This window comes from Ekhidna lutea, from assembly GCF_900188325.1.
GTDB classification, from domain to species: Bacteria; Bacteroidota; Bacteroidia; order Cytophagales; family Cyclobacteriaceae; genus Ekhidna; species Ekhidna lutea.
In genome coordinates this window covers 464697-477044 of the sequence record NZ_FZPD01000002.1, presented here as the reverse complement: position 1 = coordinate 477044, position 12348 = coordinate 464697, and the positions used below count along the sequence as shown (strand labels likewise).

Annotated in this window: 12 protein-coding genes; 4 read left to right on the top strand and 8 right to left on the bottom strand. The window is 40.8% G+C overall.

The features are described from left to right. Positions 1 to 57 precede the first annotated feature (57 nt). Positions 58 to 1224 carry a PIN domain-containing protein gene (locus tag CHB71_RS05885; protein WP_089355970.1) on the bottom strand — a complete coding sequence of 389 codons (1167 nt, stop codon included), beginning with the start codon at positions 1222 to 1224 and terminating at the stop codon, positions 58 to 60. A 182-nt stretch (positions 1225 to 1406) separates the two neighbouring features. On the opposite strand from CHB71_RS05885, the gene CHB71_RS05880 reads away from it, so the two are divergent. Continuing rightward, the gene (locus tag CHB71_RS05880; protein WP_089355969.1) at positions 1407 to 3188 is read left to right on the top strand and encodes an acyl-CoA dehydrogenase; all 1782 of its coding nucleotides are present in this window, start codon (positions 1407 to 1409) and stop codon (positions 3186 to 3188) included. Between the two features lie 83 nt (positions 3189 to 3271). Here CHB71_RS05880 and CHB71_RS05875 read toward each other — a convergent pair whose 3' ends face one another. From CHB71_RS05875 to CHB71_RS05850, 6 genes are all read right to left on the bottom strand, one after another. Beyond that, positions 3272 to 3727, bottom strand: coding sequence for a DoxX family protein (locus CHB71_RS05875; protein ID WP_089356338.1), 456 nt, complete (start codon positions 3725 to 3727; stop codon positions 3272 to 3274). A gap of 13 nt (positions 3728 to 3740) precedes the next feature. Continuing rightward, positions 3741 to 4094, bottom strand: a complete 354-nt coding sequence (locus tag CHB71_RS05870; RefSeq protein ID WP_089355968.1) for a nuclear transport factor 2 family protein — start codon at positions 4092 to 4094, stop codon at positions 3741 to 3743. 90 nt (positions 4095 to 4184) lie between these two features. Beyond that, positions 4185 to 4766 (bottom strand): Crp/Fnr family transcriptional regulator, encoded by a 582-nt coding sequence (locus CHB71_RS05865; RefSeq protein ID WP_089355967.1) that lies wholly within the window; start codon positions 4764 to 4766, stop codon positions 4185 to 4187. A gap of 48 nt (positions 4767 to 4814) precedes the next feature. Continuing rightward, positions 4815 to 6329, bottom strand: coding sequence for an FG-GAP repeat domain-containing protein (locus tag CHB71_RS05860; RefSeq protein ID WP_089355966.1), 1515 nt, complete (start codon positions 6327 to 6329; stop codon positions 4815 to 4817). A 153-nt stretch (positions 6330 to 6482) separates the two neighbouring features. Beyond that, a complete protein-coding gene (locus CHB71_RS05855) occupies positions 6483 to 7538 on the bottom strand; it encodes a bestrophin family protein (protein ID WP_089355965.1) in 1056 nt (351 codons plus the stop codon). 98 nt (positions 7539 to 7636) lie between these two features. Further along, positions 7637 to 8041: a winged helix-turn-helix domain-containing protein gene (locus tag CHB71_RS05850; protein ID WP_089355964.1), complete on the bottom strand. Its 405-nt coding sequence runs from the start codon at positions 8039 to 8041 to the stop codon at positions 7637 to 7639. Between the two features lie 90 nt (positions 8042 to 8131). Here CHB71_RS05850 and CHB71_RS05845 point away from each other — a divergent pair, with 90 nt between their 5' ends. Continuing rightward, positions 8132 to 8605, top strand: coding sequence for a hypothetical protein (locus CHB71_RS05845; protein ID WP_089355963.1), 474 nt, complete (start codon positions 8132 to 8134; stop codon positions 8603 to 8605). Here CHB71_RS05845 and CHB71_RS05840 read toward each other — a convergent pair. After that, positions 8602 to 9951 carry a lanthionine synthetase LanC family protein gene (locus tag CHB71_RS05840; RefSeq protein WP_089355962.1) on the bottom strand — a complete coding sequence of 450 codons (1350 nt, stop codon included), beginning with the start codon at positions 9949 to 9951 and terminating at the stop codon, positions 8602 to 8604. The genes CHB71_RS05845 and CHB71_RS05840 overlap by 4 nt on opposite strands. Before the next feature lie 139 nt (positions 9952 to 10090). On the opposite strand from CHB71_RS05840, the gene CHB71_RS05835 reads away from it, so the two are divergent. Both CHB71_RS05835 and CHB71_RS05830 read left to right on the top strand, forming a co-directional pair. Further along, on the top strand, positions 10091 to 11248 hold the full coding sequence (locus CHB71_RS05835) for an AraC family transcriptional regulator (protein WP_089355961.1): 1158 nt from the start codon (positions 10091 to 10093) through the stop codon (positions 11246 to 11248). An 85-nt stretch (positions 11249 to 11333) separates the two neighbouring features. Beyond that, positions 11334 to 12323, top strand: a complete 990-nt coding sequence (locus CHB71_RS05830; RefSeq protein ID WP_089355960.1) for a YceI family protein — start codon at positions 11334 to 11336, stop codon at positions 12321 to 12323. Positions 12324 to 12348: the final 25 nt, after the last annotated feature.

Below are 12348 nucleotides of genomic sequence, written 5' to 3'. Positions count from 1 at the left end.
TCTAGTCTTTTGATCCGAAGATGTGAGCGGTGGTGTTGGCTCTGTAGGTATTCAATTTTATTCTTCAGCTTCATTTTCCTTTTGTTTGGCTGATTCAGCTGTTCTAAAACGAATTGCTCTTACAGGTGGATATAGTCCAGTTGGGTCTTCGTGTGAATATTGTTCAATAATTCCTTCTTCAGTTAAACGGTTACAGAGTTCCCAGCTACTGCCAATATCAAAGAATTTGTCAGCAAGTAGAGTTTCAACAAAAAATCTGGAACTGACAAAGCCATCTTTTTCCTTAGCTACTTTCAAACTTCTTTGGAGCTCATAGATGAATTTCTCACGGTCAATAATATAGAATCCACTTTCAGCTCGAAGTTCTTTAATTTCTTTTACTGTTTCTTCACTAGCGTTCTGAGAGACTAGAAATTTCTCAAAACTTACAATACTCACAGAATGGCCTCCAGTATATCTTCTAAATTTATCAAATAACTCAAATTTCGGATAAAGTGTAGTATTAAATTCAGAATAGAACCAATCGCTTTTTTCTTCATTCGTTACGAATACGACATTTTTTTGCTTGTCTTTAGCAATTTCCAGAATTGTTTGCCAAATGATAAGATCACCAATTCCATTGTCAGTTTTCTTTGAATCTTTGTATCCTGGAGCAATCTGATAGTTTTGTCTAAACTCTAAATCCTTAATCAGTTCTGCTTCATCTTTTTTGACCTCTATAATCATATCTTTGTTCCAGAGTTCACGATAAAAAGTGCTCACTGGATCATTCCAATTCCAAGCCTTGATATGATCAGCTAATTCATCAATTTTGGCCCGGTACTCATCCTTGAGGATCGACACTTCTTTTTCGATCTGTTTGATTCTCTTATAACTCTCATCTTCATCAAAAATTGGGAGGCTGCTTAAATCAAAACCACCTTTATTAGTTCTATCTCTTGCTTCATGAAGTTTCCTGAATATTGATTTAATGTTCTCGCCTCTGTTTTTTGCAAATTCTCTAGCAACTCGTGAAGGGATGAACAGTCTCTTTTTTGTCTTTAGAGTTTTAAAAATCTTTTTGTAATCCTTAAGACCTTGCTTACTAATTAGGAATGGAACAAACAAGACGTTGGTATCAAAAACATAGATACACTGATCTTTAATCTGATCGAATTCCTTGAATTGAAATTCAAAGATTTTTTCCGCTTCTGGAAATACTTTTTTTAGATAGAATTTATCCATTGGTGGTGAAAATTATCTTTAACATCTGAATAATGACATTATACCGAATTACTTTCAAATATAAGTTTTCGCATCTAATCCAGCTATATGGGAATAAAAGCATTGGAGGGATAGGTGGGGATCTCCAATTGCCCATTCCCCTCACTTTTGCTAATTTGAAGGGCTAACCCAACCGCCACCCAATGAAATATTATGATCCACAAACCCTCGCCTTCTTATTGAATGATGTTCACAAGCTGGAGGATTTATTAAAGAAAGAACGCTTCGCTGGTTTTGACAAACAATCCATAGACCTGCTGCTGGATGCGGTGAAGGATTTCAGTGACAGCTCACTATACCCATTCGTGAAAGAAATGGATGAAAAGCCATGCTTCTTTAAAGACGGGAAAGTGATCGTGCATGACCAGTTTGGGCCCATCTTTCAAAAAGCCGGAGAGATGGAACTGATTGGGGCTTTTATGGATGAAAAAGACGGTGGGATGCAGCTGCCATTGTTGGTATTTAATGCCTTGTACTTCATTATGGAAGCAGCCAACAACCACGTTACCGGGTATTTAGGTCTGACAGCCGGAGCGGCCAATCTGATTGTGAACTTTGGGACGGAAGAGCTGAAGAAGAAGTACGTTTCAAAGATGCTGGAGATGAAATGGGGCGGTACCATGTGCCTGACAGAACCGCAGGCAGGTAGCTCGCTTTCCGACATTACTTCATCGGCCAAACCAACCGATGACGGAACCTATTCCATCAAAGGGCAAAAGATCTTTATTTCTGCCAGCGATCATCAGTTTTCGGATAATTTCATTCATCTGGTTTTGGCCCGAGTGGACGGTGCACCGGCCGGAACCAAAGGCGTTTCTTTATTCCTGGTGCCGCAATATCGGGTAAATGCGGATGGCAGTCTGGGTGACTACAACCATGTGGATGTGGTAGGGGAGTTTGAAAAGTTGGGCCAGCGGGGTTACTGCACCAATCATATGGCTTTTGGTGATAGCGGCGAAAGCATTGGGTACTTGGTGGGTGAGGAAAACAAAGGCCTAACCTACATGTTCCAGATGATGAATGAAGCACGGATCGCTTCGGGACGCATGGGGACTGGCATTGCCTCTGCTGCTTATTATGCTTCGCTTCAGTATGCAAAGGAGCGTCCACAGGGAAGAAAACGGCAAAGTTCAGGGAAGAAAGATCCAAGCGAGGAGCAAACTTTAATCATCAATCATCCGGATGTGAAGCGTATGTTGTTGCATCAGAAAGCTATCGTGGAGGGAAGCTTAAGTCTGGTCCTTGAGTGTGCCAGGTATGTAGACATGCAAATGGTGTCTGAAGGAGAGGAAAAGAATAACTACCATCTGCTTACTGAGATTCTTACTCCAATTGCAAAAACCTATCCTTCGGAAGCCGGAAAGGAGGCCGTGGATTTAGGATTGCAGGTGTTGGGTGGATATGGATACATGATGGACTTTATCCTGCAGCAGTACCTGCGGGATATTCGGATCATCTCCATTTATGAGGGTACCACCGGAATCCAGTCTCTGGATTTATTAGGTCGTAAAGTGACCATGATGGAAGGAGCTGCATTGAAGCTTTTAGCCGGGGAGATTGAATCAACCATCAAGATGGCTATGAGCAAAAACGAATTGAAATCGCATGCGATGAGTCTGGGAGAAGGAGCAAAGCTGATTGAAACGTGTCTGGCACACCTCATGCCTCATGCCATGAAAGGAAACCATGAACGCTATCTGGCAGACGCCACCATTTTTATGGACTTGTTTAGTACGGTTGTCATTGGTTGGCAATGGTTGAAGATCGGGATTGCTTCTCTTGATCAGGATGCAGCCTTTAAACAGAGCAAGCTTCATACGATGGACTACTTCTATAAGTATGAGATGTCACGTTGCAAAGGATTGCAAAAAACCATCTGTGATGATTCTGAGATCACGATCAAGATGGAAGCTGAGATGTTTTGAGTAGTCTCAATTTTGCAAGGCTCGACTTGAAAAAAGCGGTTTAAAAGCCGAATCACTTTTAAACCGCTCTTAGTTCCGAAGTATTAATTATCAATATTTTTCAGTATCAAATCTTTATCAATAGAATAAGCTCCGCTTCCTGTAATTAACAGGCCGACAGCCATTCCAATCCAAAGCAGAAAAAATTCATATCCTTCGCCTGCCTGATTCCCAAACCAGTTCATAAAAAATCCATTTTGGATATGGGAACTAAAGATTATCCCGAGTGCTAGCAGAATATAGTTTGCAGCAACCAATCTTGTTGCAAAACCGGCTATTAAAGCGATCGCCCCAAAAGACTCCAAAATTATTACGATGAAACCCACTATCCAGGGTAAGCCAATCGTTTCAGTAAAGAATCCCATTGTACCTGAAAAACCATATCCGCCAAACCAGCCCAAAAGCTTCTGAGCTCCATGCGGAAATACGACCAACCCCAGCATTATTCTAATAGCTAAGGGTGCGTATGAATCTGTTGTGTTAAATATTTTCTCTTTCATGTTTGTGGAGCCCTCAAGTATTGTAGTAAAATTTCTCTCTAATGATTTTTTCATTTTCCCATTCCTGCACAGAAATCTGGGAATACTTGCGAACACCCCATTCTTTATGGGTGTAGTCATAATGCCATTCTACCATGGTGGTATTCTCCCCGACAGTGATTTTTGCAGGAATTGCACTTCTGAAATCAGTGATGTTGTTCAAAAACTCAATTTCTCTTTTTCTGTTTGCAGATTTACCTAAGGTAGGGGCAGCTTCATTTTCCTGCATGACAACATCATCAGCATAGTACTTTTCAAATGCATCCAGGGCTTTTCCCTGAAGCACCAAATCATTTAAATCATTGATTTTTTCTTGTAAGTTTTTCATGAACTTTGTGTTTAAAATTTAACACTACAAAGCTCTGAGAAGGGGTTTTCTTAAAAATTCAACCAGGAGTAAAAAGAAGGTTAATCTAGATTAACTACCCACTAGTTCTGCCCTGATTTTACTTAAGAATTGTTTTGTAATTCCTAAATAAGAAGCAATGAGGTATTGAGGTACGCGTTGTTCAATCTCAGGGTATTGTTCCCTAAAAAGCAAATACCGATCCTTCGCAGACAGACTGTGGTTGCGAACAATCCTCTTTTGAGATGCAACAAAAGCTTTCTGAATGATAATCCGCATGAATCGTTCAAGTTGTGGGATTTCTGAATATAAGTGCTCGAGGGCCTCAGGAGTAAATTGAATGACTGTTGTTTTCTCTAAGCACTGAACGTTATAATCAGCCGGCTCCTGACTGATGAAACTCCCCAGATCTGCAGTCCACCAGTTTTCAAGTGCGAACATAACGACGTGTTCATTACCGTCTTTATCCATGAAAAATGTCTTGGCGCAACCGGAAATAACAAAGTTTTCATATTTGCAGATATCTCCCTGCTGAACAATGTATTGTCCTTTGAGGTAAGTCCTTATTTTAGCCTGATCCTTTAAAATGGAAACCTCATGACTACTTAAGTCGATGTGTTGATTTAAATAGTTTATTAGAGATTCGAATTCCATTTTTCCTAACCTTAACTTCTAAGTTATAGTTTGCTAAAACTGCACACGTTAATTCACTATCGTGAAATTTCCACTGCCATCATTGATCCACTTTAAATTAGGAAAATGATCTCGTTCATAATAAAGATCAATAGTACCATCACCATTCAAATCCTGCATATAAACCCACAACCTCCACGTGTCACCTTCATTGTTCGTAATACGTTCGGAGGTAGCATCTTTGAAAGTTCGGTCTCCTAGATTTTCAATGACCTGCAGTTGAAATCGCTCGTAAAAACCATATTTATTCCCATCCGTAACCCGGTTTAAAATAATGTCACGATCCCCATCATTGTCTATGTCTTCTGCATCAATATCCACTACGATAGTATAGTCAATGAGAGTGGGCAAGGTGGTACTCAAATCACGGTAATATTTTCCGGAGCTATTCCCCCATAAGATAAGTGTTGGTGCATTTTCAGCAGTTGGGTCTTCATGTCCGGCAAGCAATAAATCGATAAACCCATCTTTATCTATATCGATAAATTCAGCTGTATAGTATCCTCCATTATCTAGAAAATAGTCGTCAATACGATCGGTAGCAGTCGAAAAACTACCACTTCCATCATTAAGAAGGATAACAGTGCTGAATTGAGGCATTGGCCAGCCTGTCATGATAATGTCCAAATCTCCATCATGATCAATGTCTGCGGAAGCACCACCGTGATAGAATCCTACAAAATCATTGAAGATAGTGGGTGTGAAACCTGCGCCATTGTTCATAAGCAAGACAGGAGCTTCACCCGGATAAGGTACGTCATCATATCCATGTCCAATGGAAAAGGCATCCAGCAATCCATCATTGTTATAATCGCCGGTTATAATTTTTCGGGCATTGATCATACCTTCAAAGTCTGCCGGAAATGCGGAAGTAGATTCCGCAAAACCATCACAAGAAGTGTTGCACGCTCCGGCACACTCACAATAATCAGCGTTTACTGCAGATCCATTGCCAAGAAATAAATGCATCGGATATCTATCATACGTTTTAAATTTACCACCAGCCATAAGTACATCCGTGTGTCCATCTGAATTGAAATCTCCGTATGCATGCGTAAATTCCAGACCATCTATTTTTTTAAGTTGCCAGCTATCAACGTAAACATCAGAAGTCTGCAATGAATAAGAACTACCTACTTCAATAGTTGCATTTGGAGATAGTTCAAGCCCCTCATCCTTCACTAATTCAATGGAATAAGTAGTTTGTTTAGATTGGTCTGCTGCTGTTACAGTGATCGTTATCGGATCACTATCGAGCACAAGTTTGTCACCCACTTTTCTATCTGCTGTTGCATTGGACGACAGCTTAAGGGTTTTGATACTCACTTCCGAAACTAAAAAAGAAATTTTGTTTTCGGTGGTAATTGTATTCCCAGCAATACTTGTTGCATATGTTTCCTCTCCGGTTTGCAGCTCTAGTGCTATAATTTCAGCATCAAGGGGTTCTACATTTGACGGCTCATCAGACCCACAGGAAAAGAATATCGCCAATAGTGAAAGGCATATAGTTTGTTTGATTTTCATTATTTCTGTGTTTAAACTGTCGTCAGACTATAATTTTTTCGAAATCGGAATGATTATAGAAATTTGATCGATACTAAAAATAGGTGAATAATGGCTATAAACTACTATTCATATTAGAGGTAAATTTTGTATTTAAGTGCTAATATGCTGTACTTAGAACTGCACATTGAACTTCGCCTCAAACTGCTCCGGAATATCTGCTTTGGCTTCTCCCAGATTTTGTCGAAGATCAATTTCTATCCCTCGGGCAATGGTGGAGATCGGCACGTCATTGGAAGTACCTTCAAACGGATTATCTCCAGTACGTCCGATGCGTTCCATGGTGTGGAAGACCCAGCCTACCGCTGTATACACAGGTATGGCGAACCAGATAAACAGGTTACCAATCATTGGATAAGAATTAGCCAGCCCTGCACCAATCTCCATAAACTGGGGAACTAGTGCAACAGGAAGGAATAGGAGCAGAATCCACATGAAGTAATGATTGAGTGTAGCGAATTGCCTTGGGTATGGAAAGTTCTTGATGCGTTCACTTTTGCCTTGCAAGTCAAATAAGTCTTTCAACACACCTTCCAGCTCCAGAAAAGAGAACTCCCAAATCAGTCCTGACTCTTTGAGCTTCCTCAAGTGATGTGATTGCTGATACAACAGAGCCGTCTGCTTATTGTCTTTATTCAGAAGATCCTCCATGTCCTCTTTGCTTAGATAAGGTTTAAGATCATCTTCTAATGTTGAGAGATGCTCCGGCGGTCGAATGCCCCATTCCTGGTTGGTCTTTTGGTTGACGGTGGTTTCCCATTGCTTGGGCACACGCATGGCATGCCTGAGAGCAGTCATCCACGCAATATGTCGATAGGTGAGGGTTTTCACTTCCTCTTTCAGCACTTCATCGCTTTGCTTTTCTTTCGCATGCTCATTGGTGATCATGTCTTGCAAAAACATCCCCAGGGAGCGGGAAGTATTTACAATACCACCCCATATTTTGCGTCCTTCCCAGATTCGGTCATAGGCGGCATTGTTTTGAAACCCGATGATAAAGGCAACTGCTGTACCAATCAGAGCAATGGGCGTCCATGGGATTTGCAGCCAGGCGATATCAAGAAAATAATACGCCAGCACCCATAAGGTGATGATGAAAAATATTCTCAGCGTATCAAATCGGGTCCAGAGGAAAAGTTCGGAGGCTTTGTAGGTTCGTCGGGTGTACATGAGTCTGTGGTTTTGATACTTTCAAACAAGCATCAACGGTAGATTGGTTTCAACTACCTAAGATAGTTAGGTTATCAGAAAATAGGTAGCTGTCAATCTTAATGATGACTGAAGAACAATACCTTGATCACAAAGGTGAGCAGCAATACATATCCGACAAGCTGGAGGTTGCTGATTCTCCATTTAACTCGAGGTGTGAACTTCTTTGATGGCTTTTCAATAAGGTACCCATGTTTAGGAACCGTTTTGATAAGGTTGTAACCAATCGCTTTGCGGAGGATAGAGATGGAATGGGTGAGGAGTTGATCTCCGGAATTGTAATCCCCCCAAATAGCTTTGATGAGTATCTCTCTTGGCACCACATTACCTTGCCCCTCAATCAGGTGTTGGAGTAATTCTACCAGACGAGGCTCAAGCTTGATGATCTCGTTTGTGTTTGTATTAACCAGTTGATTTTTTGTGTTGTCCAGTTTTAAATGCGGATGTATTTCATGTAGCTCCATAAATCTCAAGGTTTTCTCAAGGTTTTTTTTCAGCTTTTGGTTGCGAGTCAGCCGTAGATTAGACAATAGAAATCAAATCAGATGTTGCACATGAACAAACATAAAAATGCGATACGATCAGGCATAACACTGCTTGCCGTTTACCTCATCACCTCTTTTCATCATGTTTATGGAGCTGTATTGTACGATACACCCTGGCGAACACACATTGCTTATCAGGGTGCTTCATGGCTGGTAGTATCCTATGTCCTGCTGCTGATATGCATCAGGTGGGATCGACTTTGGTTGCGTTGGATTTATGCAATTATATCCGGATTCTTCTTTGTTCTGGCCATCGGTTTATATGAAGGGTTTTACAATCACATCCTGAAGAATATTCTTTATTTCATCGGACTTGCTGAGGAAACCCTGCTGAGTATGTATCCACCTCCTAAATATGAGCTTCCCAACGATTGGCTATTTGAGCTATCCGGCATATTGACTTTTGGGGTTAGTGTGTGGTGCTTTCTGACGTTGGTCAACTATGTAAGGAATGGGAGTTTGGTACAGAAAACCATTGGTTAAAACGGATCATCGGGAAGTTTTATACCCTTTTCCCTTTCATTGATTAGGTTATGCCTTTTGGTGTAAAGCCGGCCTAAGCCTGCAGCACCATAAAAGTAGCCTGTAAATGTTGCCATGGAACCATCTTCTCCGCCCATAAACCCATATCGCTCGATCGGCCAATACAGGGTCGTAGAATCTTGAACGGCTTGATTTTCCAATTCCATAAACAATGCATTTATGTACGCTTCATTTTCTATAAGTCCAGCAGTATGAAGGTTGATATAAAAATCAATGACTCCACCTGTCCCAAAGCGCATATCAATAGGGAAGGGAGCTTCACCAAAACGATCATTGGGTTGCTCGGGCATTCCACTATATTGTATGCCGTTGGCACATTGCTTCACTATTTCCAGCCATTCACCCTCATTTGTTACTTGCCATAGCTTGTAGAAAAACCGTGCGGTTCCTGCTGGTCCGTGCGCCCATCCAATGTCATAGGCTCGTTCCCAGCCGATATCTGGAAATCCATAAGGGAGCAAGAAGGAGTTTTCTGGCTTCCATGCAATGAGGTCGAGGTATTTAGCTACTTGTCTACTAATATTTAAATAGTGCTCATCATTAGTTGTTTCATACAGGCGAGCATAGAAGTAGCCAATGCCAGAAGCTCCATGGCTGAAGTTGGGAAGGTTGAATGAGTTGTTTTGGTTAAGGTGCCAGTAGATTGAGTCCTGATTACGAACAGCTCTCTGCTCCAGTGACTCAGCAGCTTCTTTCGCTATTTGGAGAGCTTTAGGGTCGTCTAATTCATCATATAGATAGAGCAGAAGCAACCCGGTCCCGGCACTTCCTACCAATACATCATTAAAGTTATTCCAATATCTTCCATCCGGCTGAATGGACATTGAATCTAGCAATGAAAGGCAATGAAGCACCGAAGTTTTCCACTTTTCTTCTTGCGTTAATTTGTAGGTTTCCATTAGAATGAAAGCACTTCCGGAAATGTCTCCGTAAAGGCTAGTACCATTTCTAATGCTTTTAGCATCCTCAACATTTTGTGGAAGTTCGTCAACAAGGTATTCGCATCCGATAATGGCCTCATCTAGATATTGTTGCTCTCCTGTTGACAAATACAGATCCAGATAGAAAAGCACCTTCCCCGAGACACCTGATGAGAGAGAAAGACTGACTTTTTCTTCACCTAACTCATCTACCCAGATTGTATGATTATTTGTGGCTAATTTTTGCTGACTCAACCAATTCGCTACTTTTTCAGATTTTTCAAGGGAAGTATTGTCAGTGAAGGAGCATGCGGCTAGAACGACAATAAACAGATAGGATAGGAGGTTAAGTGTGTGTCGACGCATGAATAAATAATAGTAGGTTCTCAGCTCTTAACGAGTAAATCCATAAAGGGTAACCAAAAACCAACGTTTTTACACGAAAGGTGACAGGTTAGCTACCCTGACCATTGCCATTTCCATAAAATCCACGTATTATTAATTTATGGCAAATGATGCGTCCATCAATATTTGGTCTACATTGATCATTATCAGCATAGCACAAGGCTTATTCACTATGACAATTATGGTGATGAAACAAAAGCGATCCGGAAGCTTGTGGCTCTTTTTGTCAATGATCTTGTTTCTGATCTGGTTGCAGCTTGAATTTTTGGCCATTCGGTGGCCATATGATGTGGGTGTAAGTATCTTTTACGGTACAAGATACGGCTCATGGCTGCTATTAGGGCCACTCTTCTACTGGCTCGTCCGTGCCACCGTAAATCAGCATTCATTATCCCGAAAAGACCTGATTCATGCTATTCCTTTTTTGATTTTCACATTGATCATACCAAATGTGACCGGCGATATATTGAGCTACCGCCAGGTTCACTACGGAATGCTGACCGTTTTTGATCAGTACAATAAGGAAATCTCTACCTGGCAGTATGTCTATTCCTACTTATTTGTCTTTCAATTCATCCATTTTATTGCTTATCTGATTGTTAGTAATCGACTACTTTCCAGACATGAGGAATCATTAAAAAATCAATATTCCGGCCATGTAATTCATGACACCAAATGGCTAAAACGCCTTAGTATATACCTAATGATAGTCATGGCTTTCGTAGCATTGTTTCTATTGATCTTCTTTTTCACGGAAATCTACCGAAGACACATGGATTACTTGTATGTACTTCCGATGGCTGTTTTGATGTATATCATCGCTTACCGGATGGCGGATGTGAAGCAAGTAACCACAAGAGCATCCAATGGTGTGGCTAAATATGAAAAATCATCTTTAGATCCGAGTGATGCTAAAAAATACGCTGAACAGTTAGAAAGGTTTATGCAAAATGAGCAGCCTTATCTTATTAATGAGTTACGCTTACAGGACTTGGCAGAATCGATTGGAATTCCACCACATCACCTTTCGCAAGTCATTAATCATAATCTGAAAACCACGTTTTTTGACTATGTCAATAGGTATAGAGTAACTAGAGCTAAGCAACTTATCGCGTCGGAATCCGACTTTAAATCATTGTTAGGGATAGCCTTTGATTCCGGCTTTAACAATAAGACCTCTTTTGTCAATGCTTTTAAGAAACACGAAGGTGTAACCCCGTCTGCCTTCCGCAAGCAAATTGAAGTTGCATTGAATTAAAATTCCAGATAATTGAGCAACCCCTATAGGGATTGTCGTTTTCTTTTTTGAATGATCGTAGCATTACTTCAAAAAAGTCAAAAACATGAAAAATTTATTAAGCATTGCTACAAGCTTACTTATCGCTCAACTAACATTCGGACAGGTCAATTCGATTGACCCAACGGAAATATTCCCCATAGAAAGGAGTCATTCGTATGTCGGTTTCCAGATAAAATACATGGGGTATGCCATGGTGAGAGGGAGGTTTGAGGATTTCAGCGGTACGGTTCGGTATAATCCCGGTGACATTGAAAAAACCAGTGTAACCATGTCTGTTGATGTGGGGAGCATTGATACAGATGGCGAATGGCGGGACAAAGACTTAAAGTCTGATAATTGGTTTGATGCGGAGAAGTATCCCAAAATGTACTTTGAAAGTACATCCGTTGAAAAAACGAATGAAGGATTCAATATCACTGGAGACCTAACCATAAAGGAAACTACAAAGCAGGTGGTGATTAATATGAATCCACCATCAGGCATCATGAAGGACGTGCGTGGTGATAGCCAGGTCATATTTACCGGAAGCCTCACCATAGATCGTACAGATTATGGCGTGAAAGGGGAGCGATGGAGTGTGGTGAAAGAAGGAATCACAGGAGTGGATGATATGGTGAATATCGAACTAAGCATCCTCTGCAAACGAATAAACGAAGATAATTTCAGGAGATGGGTAAGTAACGTGGATAGACCCCAGGGAAAGCTGTACAGTATCATTCAAGATAAAGGACTAAAAGCAGGATTGAAGGCATTTGATGAGATGTTGGCAGATACAGCATCTAATGTAAACGTCAATGCATTAAACCTTGCAGCGTATATGCTTCTGAAAGAAGGAAAGGTTGAGGAAGCGAGCAAAGCATTTAAGCGCAATCTTGAAGCTTTTCCTGATGATGCAAATTCCTATGATTCCTATGCGGAAAGTCTGTTGTACATGGGTAATTACGAAATGGCATTGAAAAATTATCAAAAAGCTTACGCATTAGATCCGGATAATATGAATGCAAAGGCAATCATAAGAGTACTTGAAAAATGAACCATTACTGAGTAAATAGAAATCC